This window comes from Franconibacter sp. IITDAS19, from assembly GCF_023079515.1.
GTDB classification, from domain to species: domain Bacteria; phylum Pseudomonadota; class Gammaproteobacteria; order Enterobacterales; family Enterobacteriaceae; genus Franconibacter; species Franconibacter pulveris.
Genome location: NZ_JALJCP010000003.1, coordinates 621298 through 637943 on the forward strand (window position 1 = coordinate 621298; position 16646 = coordinate 637943).

Sequence of the window (16646 nt, forward strand, 5' to 3'; positions counted from 1 at the left end):
GTCATGATGAGCAAGCAAGAGACCGCGAAAGCGCCTGTTGAACCGGTAGTGCTGGGGAAAATGGGTTCTACTTACGGTATCCGTGGTTGGCTCAGAGTGTTTTCCTCCACCGAAGACGCCGAAAGCATTTTTGACTATCAGCCCTGGTTTATCCAGAAGGCGGGTCAGTGGCAGCAAGTCGAGCTGGAAAGCTGGCGGCACCACAATCAGGATCTCATCATCAAGCTGAAAGGCGTTGACGATAGGGATGCCGCGAATCTACTGACCAATTGCGAAATTGTCGTGGATTCCTCGCAGTTGCCGGAGCTTGAAGAGGGTGATTACTACTGGAAAGACCTTATGGGTTGCCAGGTTATCACCACGGAAGGCTACGACCTTGGTAAAGTCGTCGATATGATGGAAACCGGGTCGAATGACGTCCTCGTCATCAAGGCAAACCTGAAAGATGCGTTTGGTATCAAGGAGCGGCTTCTTCCGTTCCTCGATGGGCAGGTTATCAAGAAAGTCGATCTCGCTACTCGTACTATCGAAGTAGATTGGGATCCTGGTTTTTGAACCTCCGGACAATACGGTAATAAGACGGCGCTATGTGGATTGGCATAATTAGCCTGTTTCCTGAGATGTTCCGCGCGATTACCGATTACGGGGTAACTGGCCGGGCAGTAAAAAATGGCCTGCTGAGCATCGACAGCTGGAGTCCTCGCGACTTCACGCATGACCGGCACCGTACCGTGGACGATCGTCCTTACGGCGGCGGACCGGGGATGCTGATGATGGTGCAACCCTTGCGGGACGCCATCCATGCAGCGAAAGCCGCGGCGGGCGAAGGCGCGAAGGTGATTTATCTTTCACCTCAGGGACGCAAGCTTGATCAAGCTGGCGTCAGCGAACTGGCGACAAACGAGAAGTTAATTCTGGTTTGCGGCCGGTACGAAGGGATAGATGAGCGCGTGATCCAGACCGAAATTGACGAAGAATGGTCAATCGGTGATTACGTACTCAGCGGTGGCGAGCTGCCAGCAATGACGCTGATTGACTCGGTCGCCCGTTTTATACCGGGAGTGCTGGGACATGAGGCTTCGGCGACGGAAGATTCCTTTGCCGACGGGTTGCTGGATTGCCCGCACTATACCCGACCTGAAGTGTTGGAAGGGATGGAAGTTCCGGCGGTATTACTGTCGGGCAACCATGCCGAGATACGTCGCTGGCGTCTGAAGCAGTCGCTGGGCCGCACCTGGCTTAGAAGACCTGAACTTCTGGAAAACCTGGCTCTGACTGAAGAGCAAGCAAGGTTGCTGGCGGAGTTCCAGCGGGAACATACGCAACAGCAACATAAACATGATGGGCAAGGCGAAGCGTAATCGCCGCCTCCCAAAACATCAGTTTACCCAGGATAAGAGATTAAATTATGAGCAACATTATTAAGCAACTTGAACAAGAGCAGATGAAGCAGGACGTACCTTCCTTCCGTCCGGGTGATACCGTGGAAGTGAAAGTATGGGTTGTTGAAGGTTCCAAAAAACGTCTGCAGGCATTCGAGGGCGTGGTTATCGCTATTCGTAACCGCGGTCTGCACTCTGCATTCACTGTTCGTAAGATTTCCAACGGCGAAGGCGTTGAGCGTGTCTTCCAGACTCACTCTCCGGTTGTTGACAGCATCGCTGTTAAACGTCGTGGTGCCGTTCGTAAAGCTAAACTGTACTACCTGCGTGAGCGTACCGGTAAGTCTGCTCGTATCAAAGAGCGTCTTAACTAAGATTCGCTTTCGCGACATCCCAGTTAAAAAGGCCTGGCATCTGCCAGGCCTTTTTTATTATCCGTATGCTGTTCATGCTCAGTCTCTTCACGCTTAACCTTTGAGTTATAAATCCGTTACACTAGCGCCCTGTTTTTCGGGAGACGACAGACGCGTGCATTCTCTTTCACCCACAACATCGCTTCGTGCAGCATGGCTGGCCTTATTCGCCATGGCGCTGATTGTTGTTGCGCCGCTTATCTCCGTCACCTTGCAAAAGAATGCCGCTAACAACATGCCTGGCATGATGCATCATGAGGTGCCTGAAATGTCGGGCATGATGATGCACCACGACCTGTCGCAGATGCCATTGCACGCCATGAATAGTGATGGCCCGCTAACATCGCATATTGACCACGCCGAAGCGTGCGGTTACTGCGTACTGCTGACGCATGTGCCGGGGCTTATTCTGCTTGCCATGCTGCTGGTTTTCGGCTGGCTGCGCCAGCGCGTTATCCGGCGTGTCATCAGGGCTGAGCCGCTCTGGCTGTTTACGCCCTGGTCCCGTCCCCATACCCGCGCGCCGCCGCGGCTGCCTGCTTTTTCCTGATCCCTTACGACACTTTTTGCGCCGCTGGTGCGAAAAGGCGAGGCTTCATTTTACCTAAGGAAAAGTATGACAACCTCATCTGCACGCGCGGCCTGGCTTACCCTGCTGCGCCGGTTCCATTTCTATATTGGGCTGTTCATCGGCCCGTTTATCTTTGTCGCCGCGCTTTCGGGCACGCTCTATGTGGCAACCCCGCAACTGGAAAACGCGGTTTACGCTTCCGCTTTATACAGCGATGCGCAGGGAGAGGCGCAGCCGCTTGCCCGGCAGGTGGCTGCGGCTCAAGAGGCTACCGGCGAAACGCTGCGCCTTTATGCTATTCGTCCTGCTTCTGAGCCTGGCGAAACCACGCGCGTAATGTTTGCCGACCCCACGCTCGGTGCTTCCGAAACGCGGGGAATTTTCATCGATCCGGTAACGCTTGCGGTGAAAGGCGACATGACGGTCTACGGCACCAGCGGCATTTTGCCGCTGCGTCAGCGAATTGATTATCTGCATCGTTCGTTACTGCTGGGTGATGCGGGGCGAGTCTACAGCGAGCTTGCCGCATCCTGGATGTGGGTGGCGGCGTCTGGCGGCATCGCCCTGTGGTGGCTGACGCGTCCGAAACGGCCACAGCGTGCTGCAAAAGCAAACGCCTTTGTTAAGACCCGACGCCTGCACATTACGCTCGGCTGGCTTCTGCTGGCGGGGTTGCTGCTCTTCTCAGCGACCGGGCTGACATGGTCGCAGTGGGCAGGCGCAAACGTGGACAAGCTTCGCGCCGCTATGGGCTGGCTGACGCCGCAGGTAAGCACTGCGCTTGCAGCAGGAGAGACGGCGCTCGCCGATCCGCATGCTGAACATCATATGCACCATACTTCTGCGATGATGTCGCCGAAGACAGACGCCTCGCGGATAGATGCGGTGCTGGAAGCGGCGCGTCGTGCGGGAATCGATGCTGCGAAAGTGGAAATCCGGCCGCCTCGCGAAGCGCAGCAGGCGTGGACGGTAACAGAAGTGGATCGCCGCTGGCCAACGCAGGTGGATGCCGTCGCCATCGATGCCGCGCATTTACAGGTGGTGGATGAAGCCCGGTTCGCAGATTTCCCGTTAATGGCGAAGCTCACCCGCTGGGGCGTCGATTTTCATATGGGTGTGCTGTTTGGTTTGCCGAACCAACTGGCGCTAATCGCATTCGGTATCGGGCTGTGTTTCGCCATCGTCATGGGATACCGCCTGTGGTGGCTGCGTCGCCCCGCAGGGGCGCAGGTTAGCCCGGCGGCGACGCTGAGCGAAGCATGGCTTTCGCTTGGCGGCGCGGGCAGAGCAACGACGCTGCTTATTGCGCTGCTGCTCGGTTTTGCGCTGCCGGTGATGGGCGTAAGCCTGCTGTTGTTCTTTATCGTAGATATCGTGCGCTGGCAGGGGCAAAAACGCCGTCTTGCCAGCTCAAACGGCTAATCAATAACGCCCTGTTGCCTGGCAGGGCGTAATTAATTAAGCCGCGACGCGCTCACGCCTTCATCCATCCCTTTTTGCCACTGCTGGCGCAACTGCGGCGCCGTATCTACGTCGTCGCACCCCGTCGGGAAAATTTTCCCGGCGAGGCCCCAGGCATAAAGCAGATCGGGCTGACAGATTTTTTCCTGACCACTGGCATAACCTCGCAGGTAGGCTTGGCGATCGACTTTCTTATCGTTGAAGTTAGCGGCAAGGGTCTCGTCGTTTTTCTTCTGTGCGCCTGCCGTGGCGTCTTCAAAACCAGCCTGATACCAGTCGGTGGCGCCGCGCGCCGGGGCGTGCGTGTAAGGATCGACCTGACAGCCGGTAAGCAATACCAGAAGCAATGCGGGTAAAATACGCAGCACGGGAATGTATCCTTATTTCATATTGTTACTTTCAGCATAGCTTGCCGCTGCGTTTCTCGCCGGATCTTACGGCCCGGCCTCGTACCTGATGATATTCGCCTGGTTGCTGTAATATTATCTTTCCATATTTAGCCAGATATTTTCGTTTATAATCGGCTTGTGTAACGATTAATTTACGAATTACGTGTTGAAATCTTTACTCTGTATGATATGGTGTTTTCACCCGTTAGGGTAACGACTATCGCAACGAGCAAACTAAGGATCGCCATCATGCAAAAAGACGCGCTGAATAACGTACATATCGCCGATGAACAGGTGTTAATCACTCCCGATCAACTGAAAGCCGAATTCCCGCTCTCCGCCGATCAGGAAGCGCAGATAGCCCGGTCTCGTCAGACGATCTCCGATATCATCGCCGGTCGCGATCCGCGTCTGCTGGTGGTTTGTGGACCTTGCTCGATCCACGATCCTGAAGCTGCGATTGATTATGCTCGTCGTTTTAAAGCCCTCTCGGAAGAGGTCAGCGATACGCTTTACCTGGTTATGCGCGTCTATTTTGAAAAACCCCGTACTACCGTGGGCTGGAAAGGGCTGATTAACGATCCGCACATGGATGGCTCGTTTGATGTAGAAGGCGGGCTGAAAATCGCCCGTCGTTTGCTGGTCGAACTGGTAAGCCTCGGTCTGCCGCTGGCGACCGAAGCGCTTGACCCGAATAGCCCGCAATACCTGGGCGACCTGTTTAGCTGGTCGGCGATTGGCGCACGCACTACGGAGTCTCAGACCCACCGTGAAATGGCGTCCGGTCTCTCTATGCCGGTCGGCTTTAAGAACGGCACTGACGGCAGCCTTGCGACAGCCATCAACGCCATGCGCGCCGCCGCTATGCCGCACCGTTTTGTCGGCATTAACCAGGCAGGCCAGGTTTGTCTGCTGCAAACCCAGGGTAACCCGGACGGTCATGTGATTCTGCGCGGCGGCAAAGCGCCTAACTACAGCCCGGCGGATGTCGCTCAGTGCGAAAAAGAGATGGAGCAGGCGGGACTGCGTCCGGCGCTGATGATAGATTGCAGTCATGGCAACTCCAATAAAGACTATCGTCGCCAGCCAGGCGTGGCGGAATCCGCCGTGGCGCAGATTAAAGACGGCAACCGCTCTATTATCGGCCTGATGATTGAAAGTCATCTGCATGAAGGCAATCAGTCTTCTGAGCAGCCGCGCAGCGAGATGAAATACGGCGTATCGGTAACGGATGCCTGTATCAGTTGGGAAACCACCGAAGCGCTGCTACGCGAAATTCATCAGGATCTGGACGGCTCGCTGGCGGCGCGTCTCGTATAAGAGGTTAGTTATGGTGGCTGAATTGACCGCCCTGCGCGATCAAATTGATGAAGTGGACAAGGCGCTGCTGGGGTTACTGGCGCGCCGGCTGGAACTGGTAGCGGAAGTCGGCGAAGTGAAAAGCCGTTATGGGCTGCCGATTTATGTGCCGGAGCGCGAGGCCTCTATGCTCGCCTCGCGTCGTCATGAAGCGGAAGCCCTTGGCGTACCGCCTGACCTTATTGAAGATGTGCTCAGGCGCGTAATGCGCGAGTCATACTCCAGCGAAAATGATAAAGGTTTTAAAACTCTCTGTCCGACGTTGCGCCCGGTGGTAATCGTTGGCGGCGGCGGCCAGATGGGGCGTCTGTTTGAAAAGATGCTGACGCTTTCAGGTTATGAAGTACGCATTCTGGAGCAAGAAGACTGGCCGCGCGCCGAAGCGTTGCTGGCGGATGCCGGCATGGTTATCGTCAGCGTGCCGATTCATGTAACGGAACAGGTTATCGCTAAGCTGCCTGCGCTGCCGGAAGACTGTATTCTGGTCGACCTCGCATCGGTGAAAAATGGCCCGCTGCAGGCGATGCTCGCTTCCCACCAGGGACCGGTGCTCGGCTTGCATCCGATGTTTGGCCCGGACAGCGGCAGCCTCGCTAAACAGGTCGTGGTTTACTGCGATGGCCGTCAGCCGGAAGCGTACCAGTGGTTCCTTGAGCAAATTCAGGTCTGGGGGGCGCGGCTGCATCGCATCAGCGCCGTTGAACATGATCAGAACATGGCGTTCATTCAGGCGCTTCGTCATTTCGCTACGTTTGCTTACGGCCTGCATCTGGCGGAAGAAAATGTACAACTGGAACAATTGCTGTCGCTCTCTTCGCCTATTTACCGGCTGGAGCTGGCGATGGTGGGTCGACTGTTTGCGCAGGATCCGCAGCTATACGCCGATATTATTATGTCGTCGCCCACTAATCTCGCGCTTATCAAGCGTTACTATCAGCGTTTTGGCGAGGCCATCGGCCTGCTAGAACAGGGCGACAAACAGGCCTTTATCGATAGCTTCCGTAAAGTTGAGCACTGGTTCGGTGATTACGCGAAGCGGTTCCAGAGTGAAAGCCGCACGCTGTTGCGCCAGGCCAACGACAGCCGCCAGTAAGCCAAAAGCGACTTATACTCAAAAGCCAGTGAGAAAACTCACTGGCTTTTTTCATGGCGACAAAAGGATGGCTGACATGACAGAACCGAAACCGTTATTTGACTACACCGGCGAGCTGCCGGAGGGTCCAACCTGGGATGCGGAAGAACAGGCGCTTTACTGGACCGATATCAATTCGAAAGAGATCCATCGCTATCATCTGCAAAGCGCAGAGCACCGTGTCTGGAAGTTTCCTGAAGAGGTGGGCTGTTTTGCGCTGCGTGAAAAGGGCGGCTTTATTGTCGCGCTGCGCAACGCCATCTGGCTTACCGATGAACATGGCGCGCTGGCCCATAAAGTTTGTGACAACCCCAGTAACCCGGCGCTGGCGCGCTTTAACGACGGCGGCACCGACCGCGCAGGGCGTTTCTACGCGGGCACTTTCTGGGCCCCGGGCGATTATAACGGCGCGCTGCTGGTGCGGGTGGATCACAATCTTAAGCCCCGTGTCATTCATAGCGACATTCTGGGAGCGAATGGCCTGGCCTTCACGGAAGAGGGAGACTGGATGTATACCTCGGATACGCCAAACGCAGTCATTTATCGCACACCGCTGGATGAGCAGGGCGAGCCGGGCAAGCGCGAAATATTTAAGCGCTTTGCTGAAGGAGAAGGGGGCCCCGACGGCGCCGCAATAGATAAAGAGGGGTGCTACTGGACGGCGCTTTATGACGGCTGGCGTATCGCCCGCTTTTCACCACAGGGTGAACAACTGGCGGAATATCGGCTGCCGGTGCGCTGCCCGACAATGGTCTGCTTTGGCGGCCCGGACATGAAAACGCTGTTTATCACCACTTCCCGTGAAAACATGGAGCCGCAGGAGCTGGCGGAGCGTCCGCTTTCTGGCGCTATTTTTACGCTTGAGGTCGAGGTGGCAGGCATTGAGAAGCCGAAGTTTAAAGAAACGGCTTCTCAAGCGATATAACCGTCGCCAGGCCTGTCAGGCCGGGTCGACCGGCACCACATTCTCGCTCGGATAACAGCCGAGCACCTTCATGGAGCGGGTGATTTCCGCCAGTTCGCGGAGCGCCTGCTGCATGGCGGCTTCTTTCACGTTGGCCTGAATGTCCAGGTAGAACATCTCTTCCCATGGATTACCGTGGATCGGGCGCGACTCCAGACGCGTCATAATCAGGTTATGGTTGCGCAGCACCAGCAACGCTTCAACAAGCGCGCCCGCCTGTTGACCTGTCGCCATCAGCAGGGTCGTTTTCGCCGGAACCTGTTCCGAGACGTTGATCGCCTTGCGGGCCAGTATCACAAAGCGGGTGATATTCTGCGTCTGGTTTGCCAGGTTGCGCTCCAGTACCTGTAAACCGTATAGCGCGCCGCCTGCTTCGCTGCCCAGCGCTGCAACGCGAGGCGATTTAGCTTGTGCGACTTTTTCCATCGCCGCCGCGGTACTTTCGCAATATTCAATTTTCCAGTGCGGATAGCGGTTAATAAACTGGCTGCACTGCTGGAACGGTTGCGGATGGCTGTAAACCGTGTCGATTTGCGCAAGGTCCGTTGAGGTTGCGACCAGCACGCAATGGTCGACCGGTACCGTCATCTCGCCAACAATAGAGAGCGTGGTGTGCTGGAGCAAATCGTAAACATCATTAATGGCTCCCGAGCTGGTGTTCTCCAGCGGCACGACGGCGTAGTCTGCCTGGCCTGTTTCCACCTGATTGAAAATCTCCTGGAATTTGGCGCAGCCGCTTTCGATGAAGTGATCGAAATGGCGGGCGGCGTACTGCCTCGCAGCAAGGTGAGAATAGGAGCCTTTCGGGCCGAGAAACGCGATGCGGGCGGAGTGCGGATTGGTGTTGTTAAGATGTTGTTGCAGCAGCGCTTGTTGGGTAAGAACGGAGTCTTCAATAATCAACTGGAAAAGCCGGGTGATGTAATGCGCATCAAGGTGGTGCGGTTTGCCCAGCGCGATAAGCCGCTCCAGCAAATCGCGCTCGCGATCGATATCACGTACCGGACGGTGGGTGGCAAGTTTCGCTTTACCCACTTCCACTGCCAATTCGCGACGCTGAGCCAGTAGCGCCAGCAGTTGTTCATCCAGAGCGCTTATCTTATCGCGCAGGGCTAATAACGGGTTTTCCGCAGTCATAACGCACCTTTTCGTTATCCATAAAAAAGGCCTCCCGTTTTGGGAGGCCTGTCAGTTCGTCTTCGCTTGTTTTCTTACACGACGAAACGCCTCCCATTCAGGGGAAGGTAAAAAAGAAAGCGAAGAAGAACGGTAGAAGTTTCATCAAAGATTCCTGTGTAGGGCTACAGGTAAAGTACCTGCACCGTTTTTGTTCTGTCAATAAAAAACGCGCCCTGAGGCGCGTTACTGGAGCGGTTGAGTTTACTCTTCTTCTGCTTCAACGAAGCTTGCATCTTTCACTGAGGTGGTGGCGCGACGCGCTTCTCCTTTGTGCTGCACTTTATTTAGCTGGCGCTCCAGCTTGTTGATGAGTTCATTAATGGCGGTATACATATCGTCATGCCTTGCGCTGGCGACAAGCTGCCCGTTAGGGGTATTGATAGTCGCATCGGCGACGAAACCCTGCGGTTCTTTTGATAAAACGATATGTGGGTTGATCAGATGCGTTTGCCATTTATCAAGTTTGGCGAGACGGTCGGTGACATGCTGGCGGATGGCCGGGGTGATATCCATTTGTTTGCTGGTAATGTTCATTGTCATAAATCTTACCTCTTGTCTTTCCGTCTTGGTAACTTCAGCATACCGCTTCGGGTGTCAATTTGTGTGATTAAGATCACTTAATTTTGTCACTTTTTGTCAATGCAGCGCTTTTGTGAGGCAGGACAGGAAGGGGGCATTTAGAACTTGTGGCCTGTGGCGAAAGCGGTCATAGTTGATGAGTTAACACTCCCGGCTTGTCTGTTCTTTTTTCATCCACTTCTTTGTATTGCCTGTTTTTTAAACATTTTTCCCGCTTACCTTTTCCTGGTGCTCCACGAAAAACGTCGATTCAGTAATAATGGCGGGGTAACGCTCGCCTGAAGCTGGCGGATATAAAACTTAAAAAGGATAACTATGAGAACGCCCTTACGACTCACAGCGATTTGTCGGCTTGCTGTCTGTTTTACGTTTGCCTGCGGTGCTATACCTGCTTTCGCCGCTTCATTCGACTGCGCAAAGGCTGGCAGTGGTATCGAACATGCTATCTGCAATACCCCGGCGTTGAATGAACTTGATGGCCGGATCGATAACTATTACGTGCGCGCTATGGCTGACCTGCCGGTCGGTCAGGCTTCCGCTTTGCGTACTGAGCAGCGCGCGTGGCTTAAAAAGCGTAATGCCTGTGCAAATAATTCCGGCGACCTTAAAGCTTGCCTGGAGCCCATAATGAAAGCGCGCGCAACGGCGCTTGAAGACATTCATCATCGGGCCGCCAGCGATTTTGATGCGGCTGTAAGTCTGATCCCTGACTCTCCCGTTAATGCTGCCGATAAATTGCGGCAATACCAGACGCCGCTCGCGTCGGCATGGTTGGTTTACCTGAACCATTTTGTTCCGGCAAGCGGCGTGACGGCGCAGGAAGCGCATAAATATCATCAGATGGCGCTTGAAGGGTTGCGAGACGATGATTTTGCTTATTCGGTGATGAAAGACATCGACAGCGATCCTAAAGAGAGCGCGGATCGCAAGGTATTGACGCTGCTGCGTATGAATATCGAGCGTGTTGATTACCAGTACGACGATGACGACGACCGGCCTTATGTGCACTGCTTTATATTCAAGGCTCATGGCGACGTGGCTTATACCGCCTTTGGCGGAATGTATGGTTCTTCCCGCGATGGCAGCGCGCCGGTTTGTAAGCCGCAGGATGTGATTTTCGATAATCCGGCCTGGACTACATTAGATAACGCTTTTTCAGATGTGCTGGCGAAGGTCAGCCAGGATGCCGGGACTATCCAGTACGCGAGCTATGCCGACTGGCGCATCTTTGATTTACACGTAACCGTGGCGCCGGAAGATTACCTGACGATGACGAAAAAACCGGGTAAAAACGAAAGCCCGGTGGCGGAAATCCAGAACTGGAAAGATGAAAAAATCTGGCCCAAAGCGCAGCGCGAGCGAGCGCTCGCAGCGATTGAGCCCGCCCGTAAGGCTACCGCTGAATGGCTACAGAACGATTTGGGTTGGACGGCTGAAAATGGACGTAAAGGCGCGGATAATATTGTAAACCAGTGGCTGGCTGACCGAATGATGTTTATTGACGGCTCAGGCTGGACTGGAGAGTAGCGCGGAGCGCCCATAAAAAAGCCAGCCCGCAGGCTGGCTTTTCCTGTGACGACAGGTTTCAGGAACCGCTGTTGTTGGCCGCAATGATCTTCGCGACTTTGTCCGCCTGCGCGTTGAGCTGAAGCTCGCGGTAGGCATTTTCCATCAGCCCCAGGCCTTCACGGGTCGCCTGAGTATCCGGGTAATCACGCAGCATGCCTTCTACGCGGTTAACAACCGCCACCCAGGCGCCGCGGCGGGTATAATATTCGGCCACGGAAAGCTCATATTTCGCCAGGCGGTCTTTCAGGTAGACCAGGCGTTTGCTGGCGTCGGTAACATACTGGCTGCGAGGGTAGCCGCGCACCAGTTTTGAGAAATCGCGGAAGGCGTCGCGGGCGTGCTGCGGATCGCGGTCGCTGCGGTCAACGCCAAAGAATCCCTGCAGCGCACTGTCGTCCAGCGCCATATTAGTCAAACCGCGCATGTAAATAACATAATCAATGTTAGGATGGGTCGGATTGAGACGCATGAAACGGTCAATAGCGGCCTGCGCCAGCGGCAGATCGGCGTTTTTATAATACGCATAAATCAGATCAAGCTGCACTTGCTGGGAGTAAGGGCCGAATGGATAGCGATTATCCAGCGCTTCCAGTTGCGTTATCGCCGCTTTCCAGTTACCGTCCTGCAACTTTTGCTGAGCAGTCGCGTAGATTTCCGAAGGCGGATTATCAGGAACCTCGTCCTTAGAACTGGAGCAACCCGCCAAAGCCAGGCTCAACGTGGCGGCTGCCACCAGATATTTCATGCGCGTCATGACTATTTGACTTTCCTCAGATGTTTGCGGGAGGTTCTGTTCCAGCTCCCGATTAAGACCAGCTACAATAGCACACTATATTAAACGGCAAAGCCGTAAAACCCAACGTTAACGAAGAAGCTGTATATGGCACAACTAGTACAACTCACCGCAACGGTGTCCGAAAAACAACTCGGCCAACGCTTAGATCAGACTTTGGCTGAATTGTTCCCGGATTATTCGCGCTCACGCATAAAAGAATGGATTCTGGACCAACGCGTGCTGGTCAACGGCAAAATTTGCGATAAGCCGAAAGAGAAAGTGTTGGGTGGGGAGAGTGTCGCCATCAATGCTGAAATCGAAGAGGAAGCGCGTTTTGAGCCGCAAGATATTCCTCTGGATATCGTCTATGAAGATGAAGATATCCTGGTTATCAACAAGCCGCGCGACCTTGTCGTCCACCCGGGCGCAGGCAACCCCGATGGCACGGTGCTGAACGCATTGCTGCACTATTATCCGCCGATTGTTGATGTGCCGCGCGCAGGCATTGTCCATCGTCTGGATAAAGACACCACGGGTCTGATGGTGGTGGCAAAAACCGTTCCGGCGCAAACCCGGCTGGTTGAAGCGCTGCAATTGCGTGAAATTACGCGCGAGTACGAAGCGGTGGCGATTGGTCATATGACCGCAGGCGGTACGGTGAGCGAGCCTATCAGCCGCCATCCCACCAAGCGTACCCATATGTCGGTGCATCCGATGGGGAAACCTGCGGTGACGCATTATCGCATTATGGAACATTTCCGTATTCACACCCGTCTGCGTCTGCGCCTGGAAACAGGCCGCACGCACCAGATCCGCGTTCATATGGCGCATATCACCCATCCGCTGGTGGGCGATCAGCTTTACGGCGGCCGTCCTCGACCGCCGAAAGGCGCCTCTGAGGCGTTCATTCAGGCGTTGCGTAGTTTTGACCGTCAGGCGCTTCACGCCACGATGCTGCGTCTTTATCACCCCATCAGCGGCATTATGATGGAATGGCATGCGCCTATTCCGCAGGATATGGTGGAGTTGATCGAAGCGCTGCGCGCCGATTTCGAAACGCACAAAGATCAAGTGGACTGGTTATGAGCAAATTGATTATCCCGCAGTGGCCGTTGCCTGAAGGCGTGGCGGCATGCAGCACCACAAGAGTCGGCGGCGTAAGCCTGTCTCCGTGGGACGCTCTTAACCTGGGCGCGCATTGCGGCGATGATCTGACGCATGTCGAAGAGAACCGCAGACGCGTTTATGAGGCGGCAAATTTCCCCTCTAAACCCGTCTGGCTCGAACAAGTGCACGGCAAGACGGTGTTAAAGCTTACCGGCGAGCCTTACGCTTCTAAGCGGGCAGATGCATCATACAGCAATACAGCAGGCACGGTGTGCGCGGTGATGACGGCGGATTGCCTGCCCGTCTTGTTCTGTAATAAAAGCGCTACAGAAGTGGCGGCGGCGCATGCCGGCTGGCGCGGATTATGCGAAGGCGTACTGGAAGAAACGGTGGCCTGTTTTCAGGATGAACCGCAAAACATCATGGCCTGGCTTGGACCTGCCATTGGCCCGCAGGCGTTTGAAGTGGGGCCTGAAGTGCGTGAAGCGTTTATGGAAAAAGATGCCCAGGCGGAGCGCGCGTTTCGTCCTTTAGCTGACAAATACCTGGCTGATATTTATCAATTGGCGCGGCAGCGGCTGGCTAACGTCGGCGTTAAGCACATCTACGGCGGCGATCGCTGTACATATACTGAAAAGCGCGATTTTTTCTCATATCGCCGCGACAGAACCACGGGTCGTATGGCAAGTTTTATTTGGCTGATATAACCTATTGAATCAAGACGATCCAGTACGCGTAACTTAAACCTCTTATATTTCAGGTCACTCACCTTGAATAATTGAGGGATGACCTCATTTAATCTCCAGTAGCAATTTTGACCTGTTATGGGAGGAGTTATGCGTCTGGATCGTCTTACTAATAAGTTCCAACTCGCCCTCGCCGATGCCCAGTCTCTCGCTCTTGGGCACGACAACCAATTTATCGAACCCCTTCATGTGATGAGCGCGTTGCTCAATCAGGAAGGCGGCTCCGTGCGTCCTTTGTTGACTTCAGCTGGCGTGAATGCAGGCCAGTTGAGCACCGCTATTGAGCAAGCGCTGAATCGTCTGCCGCAGGTTGAGGGCACAGGCGGCGATGTGCAGCCTTCTCAGGATCTCGTCCGCGTATTGAATCTGTGCGATAAGCTGGCGCAGAAGCGGAACGACAATTTTATCTCGTCAGAGCTTTTCGTTCTGGCGGCGCTGGAATCGCGCGGCACGCTTGCGGATTTGCTGAAAAACGCCGGTGCGACCACCGCTTCTGTTACTCAGGCTATTGATCAAATGCGTGGAGGCGAAAGCGTGAACGATCAGGGTGCTGAAGACCAACGTCAGGCATTGAAAAAATATACCGTCGATCTTACTGAACGCGCCGAGCAGGGCAAACTTGACCCGGTAATTGGCCGCGACGAAGAGATTCGACGCACTATTCAGGTGTTGCAACGCCGTACCAAGAATAACCCGGTATTGATTGGCGAGCCGGGGGTAGGTAAGACCGCCATCGTGGAAGGTCTGGCGCAGCGTATTGTTAACGGTGAAGTGCCGGAAGGGTTAAAAGGTCGTCGCGTGCTGGCGCTGGACATGGGCGCGCTGGTGGCCGGGGCGAAATACCGCGGCGAGTTTGAAGAACGCCTGAAAGGCGTGTTGAACGACCTTTCGAAACAGGAAGGCAACGTCATTCTGTTTATCGATGAGTTGCATACTATGGTTGGCGCAGGCAAAGCCGATGGCGCCATGGATGCCGGCAACATGTTAAAACCGGCGCTGGCCCGCGGCGAGCTGCACTGCGTGGGCGCTACTACGCTTGATGAATATCGTCAATATATTGAAAAAGACGCTGCGCTGGAGCGCCGTTTCCAGAAAGTGTTTGTGGCGGAGCCGACGGTTGAAGACACCATCGCTATCCTGCGTGGGCTGAAAGAGCGTTATGAGCTGCACCATCATGTGCAAATAACCGACCCGGCTATCGTCGCGGCGGCTACGCTTTCGCATCGCTACATTTCGGATCGCCAGTTGCCGGACAAAGCCATCGACCTTATCGACGAAGCGGCATCCAGCATCCGCATGCAGATTGACTCGAAGCCGGAAGAGCTTGACCGCCTCGACCGTCGTATTATCCAGCTGAAGCTTGAACAGCAGGCGCTGATGAAAGAATCAGACGAGGCGAGTAAAAAACGCCTTGATATGCTGAATGAAGAACTGGCGGATAAAGAACGTCAATACTCTGGGCTGGAAGAGGAATGGAAAGCGGAAAAAGCCTCCCTTTCGGGTACACAGACCATTAAAGCGGAACTGGAGCAGGCTAAAATCGCGATTGAACAGGCGCGCCGCGTAGGCGACCTGGCGCGGATGTCCGAGCTTCAGTACGGGAAAATTCCGGAGCTTGAAAAACAGCTGGCGGCGGCAACGCAGTCGGAAGGGAAAACCATGCGCCTGCTTCGCAATAAAGTCACCGATGCGGAAATCGCAGAAGTGCTGGCGCGCTGGACCGGTATTCCTGTTTCCCGAATGATGGAAAGTGAGCGCGAGAAGCTGTTGCGTATGGAGCAGGAGCTTCACCATCGCGTGATCGGCCAGGATGAAGCCGTCGAAGCGGTTTCAAATGCGATTCGCCGCAGCCGTGCTGGGCTCTCCGACCCGAACCGTCCGATTGGCTCCTTCCTCTTCCTGGGGCCGACTGGTGTGGGTAAAACGGAGCTGTGTAAGGCGCTGGCTAACTTTATGTTTGATAGCGACGATGCAATGGTGCGTATCGACATGTCGGAATTCATGGAGAAACACTCTGTTTCTCGTCTGGTCGGTGCGCCTCCAGGCTATGTCGGTTATGAAGAGGGCGGGTATTTAACGGAAGCGGTACGCCGTCGGCCATATTCCGTTATCCTGCTGGATGAAGTCGAGAAGGCTCACCCGGATGTCTTCAACATTCTGTTGCAAGTGCTGGACGATGGACGACTGACGGATGGGCAGGGCAGAACGGTCGACTTCCGCAATACGGTTGTCATTATGACGTCAAACCTGGGGTCTGACTTGATTCAGGAACGTTTCGGCGAACTGGACTATGCCAGCATGAAGGATTTAGTGTTGGGTGTGGTTAGCCATAACTTCCGTCCTGAATTTATTAACCGTATAGATGAGGTAGTGGTTTTCCATCCGCTTGGTCAGCGTCATATCGCCTCGATAGCGCAGATCCAGTTGCAACGTCTTTATAAACGTCTGGAGGAGCGAGGCTATGCTGTGCATATCTCCGACGAGGCGCTGCGGTTGCTTGGCGAAAATGGCTACGATCCTGTCTATGGCGCGCGCCCGCTGAAGCGCGCTATTCAACAGCAGATCGAAAACCCGCTGGCGCAGCAGATTTTGTCCGGAGAGTTGATTCCTGGCAAAACGATTGAGCTGGTGGTTAAGGACGAGAAGATTGCAGCTGTGCAGTAAATCGCAAAATGATAAAAACGGGCCCTGCGGGGCTCGTTTTTGTTTGAAAACCAGGCGATGATGACGATCTTTTCAGCGCAATGATTGAAAAAGAAGCGGGCGATAAGTTTTTTCTAATTTTTACTTGTCAGCCTGAAAACAGGCCCTATAATGCGCCTCCATCGACACGGCGCTGGTGAACAACATCACACAGCGACGGTGAGTCGGAAGAGAAAAAATCCTGAAGTTAAGGGTTGACTCTGAAAGAGGAAAGCGTAATATACGCCACCTCGCGACGGCAGGCTGAATGCCGCGTCGCACTGCTCTTTAACAATTTGTCAGACAATCTGTGTGGGCACTCAGGGCTGCGATATCTT

Annotated in this window: 17 protein-coding genes and 1 other annotated feature; of the genes, 12 read left to right on the plus strand and 5 right to left on the minus strand. The window is 54.5% G+C overall.

Annotation, left to right across the window (positions count from 1 at the left end; genetic code table 11):
• Positions 1 to 6: 6 nt before the first annotated feature.
• From rimM to MT962_RS12685, 5 genes are all read left to right on the plus strand, one after another.
• Positions 7 to 555, plus strand: coding sequence for a ribosome maturation factor RimM (gene rimM, locus MT962_RS12665; protein WP_024556462.1), 549 nt, complete (start codon positions 7 to 9; stop codon positions 553 to 555).
• A 32-nt stretch (positions 556 to 587) separates the two neighbouring features.
• Entirely contained in the window at positions 588 to 1361 is a 774-nt protein-coding gene (gene trmD / locus MT962_RS12670) for a tRNA (guanosine(37)-N1)-methyltransferase TrmD (RefSeq protein ID WP_024556463.1), read from the plus strand.
• Between the two features lie 47 nt (positions 1362 to 1408).
• Positions 1409 to 1756: a 50S ribosomal protein L19 gene (gene rplS, locus MT962_RS12675; RefSeq protein WP_002914145.1), complete on the plus strand. Its 348-nt coding sequence runs from the start codon at positions 1409 to 1411 to the stop codon at positions 1754 to 1756.
• 154 nt (positions 1757 to 1910) lie between these two features.
• On the plus strand, positions 1911 to 2345 hold the full coding sequence (locus MT962_RS12680) for a DUF2946 domain-containing protein (RefSeq protein ID WP_348773186.1): 435 nt from the start codon (positions 1911 to 1913) through the stop codon (positions 2343 to 2345).
• 66 nt (positions 2346 to 2411) lie between these two features.
• On the plus strand, positions 2412 to 3788 hold the full coding sequence (locus MT962_RS12685; RefSeq protein ID WP_247365761.1) for a PepSY-associated TM helix domain-containing protein: 1377 nt from the start codon (positions 2412 to 2414) through the stop codon (positions 3786 to 3788).
• Positions 3789 to 3820: 32 nt separating this feature from the next.
• Here MT962_RS12685 and MT962_RS12690 read toward each other — a convergent pair whose 3' ends face one another.
• Entirely contained in the window at positions 3821 to 4195 is a 375-nt protein-coding gene (locus tag MT962_RS12690) for a DUF2799 domain-containing protein (protein ID WP_048887670.1), read from the minus strand.
• 270 nt (positions 4196 to 4465) lie between these two features.
• On the opposite strand from MT962_RS12690, the gene aroF reads away from it, so the two are divergent.
• From aroF to MT962_RS12705, 3 genes are all read left to right on the plus strand, one after another.
• On the plus strand, positions 4466 to 5536 hold the full coding sequence (aroF, locus tag MT962_RS12695; RefSeq protein WP_024556467.1) for a 3-deoxy-7-phosphoheptulonate synthase AroF: 1071 nt from the start codon (positions 4466 to 4468) through the stop codon (positions 5534 to 5536).
• Positions 5537 to 5546: 10 nt separating this feature from the next.
• Entirely contained in the window at positions 5547 to 6668 is a 1122-nt protein-coding gene (gene tyrA / locus MT962_RS12700; protein WP_024556468.1) for a bifunctional chorismate mutase/prephenate dehydrogenase, read from the plus strand.
• 76 nt (positions 6669 to 6744) lie between these two features.
• Positions 6745 to 7632, plus strand: coding sequence for an SMP-30/gluconolactonase/LRE family protein (locus MT962_RS12705; RefSeq protein ID WP_247365762.1), 888 nt, complete (start codon positions 6745 to 6747; stop codon positions 7630 to 7632).
• A gap of 15 nt (positions 7633 to 7647) precedes the next feature.
• Here MT962_RS12705 and pheA read toward each other — a convergent pair whose 3' ends face one another.
• From pheA to raiA, 3 genes are all read right to left on the minus strand, one after another.
• Positions 7648 to 8808 (minus strand): bifunctional chorismate mutase/prephenate dehydratase, encoded by a 1161-nt coding sequence (gene pheA, locus MT962_RS12710; RefSeq protein ID WP_024556470.1) that lies wholly within the window; start codon positions 8806 to 8808, stop codon positions 7648 to 7650.
• A 20-nt stretch (positions 8809 to 8828) separates the two neighbouring features.
• Positions 8829 to 8954, minus strand: a sequence feature (Phe leader region).
• A complete protein-coding gene (gene pheL / locus MT962_RS12715) occupies positions 8906 to 8953 on the minus strand; it encodes a pheA operon leader peptide PheL (RefSeq protein ID WP_121497579.1) in 48 nt (15 codons plus the stop codon). Its footprint overlaps the feature before it by 48 nt.
• Before the next feature lie 97 nt (positions 8955 to 9051).
• Positions 9052 to 9390, minus strand: coding sequence for a ribosome-associated translation inhibitor RaiA (raiA, locus tag MT962_RS12720; protein WP_024554297.1), 339 nt, complete (start codon positions 9388 to 9390; stop codon positions 9052 to 9054).
• A 354-nt stretch (positions 9391 to 9744) separates the two neighbouring features.
• Here raiA and MT962_RS12725 point away from each other — a divergent pair, with 354 nt between their 5' ends.
• A complete protein-coding gene (locus MT962_RS12725; protein ID WP_281732696.1) occupies positions 9745 to 10956 on the plus strand; it encodes a lysozyme inhibitor LprI family protein in 1212 nt (403 codons plus the stop codon).
• Between the two features lie 58 nt (positions 10957 to 11014).
• Here the strand turns inward: MT962_RS12725 and bamD are convergent, their stop codons facing one another.
• Positions 11015 to 11752 (minus strand): outer membrane protein assembly factor BamD, encoded by a 738-nt coding sequence (gene bamD / locus MT962_RS12730; protein ID WP_024556472.1) that lies wholly within the window; start codon positions 11750 to 11752, stop codon positions 11015 to 11017.
• 126 nt (positions 11753 to 11878) lie between these two features.
• On the opposite strand from bamD, the gene rluD reads away from it, so the two are divergent.
• The 3 genes from rluD (at position 11879) to clpB (ending at position 16290) form a co-directional block, all read left to right on the plus strand.
• Positions 11879 to 12859, plus strand: coding sequence for a 23S rRNA pseudouridine(1911/1915/1917) synthase RluD (gene rluD, locus MT962_RS12735; protein WP_024556473.1), 981 nt, complete (start codon positions 11879 to 11881; stop codon positions 12857 to 12859).
• Positions 12856 to 13587, plus strand: a complete 732-nt coding sequence (yfiH, locus tag MT962_RS12740) for a purine nucleoside phosphorylase YfiH (RefSeq protein WP_024556474.1) — start codon at positions 12856 to 12858, stop codon at positions 13585 to 13587. The genes rluD and yfiH overlap by 4 nt, the downstream gene beginning before the upstream one ends.
• Before the next feature lie 129 nt (positions 13588 to 13716).
• The gene (gene clpB / locus MT962_RS12745; RefSeq protein ID WP_024556475.1) at positions 13717 to 16290 is read left to right on the plus strand and encodes an ATP-dependent chaperone ClpB; all 2574 of its coding nucleotides are present in this window, start codon (positions 13717 to 13719) and stop codon (positions 16288 to 16290) included.
• Positions 16291 to 16646 lie beyond the last annotated feature (356 nt).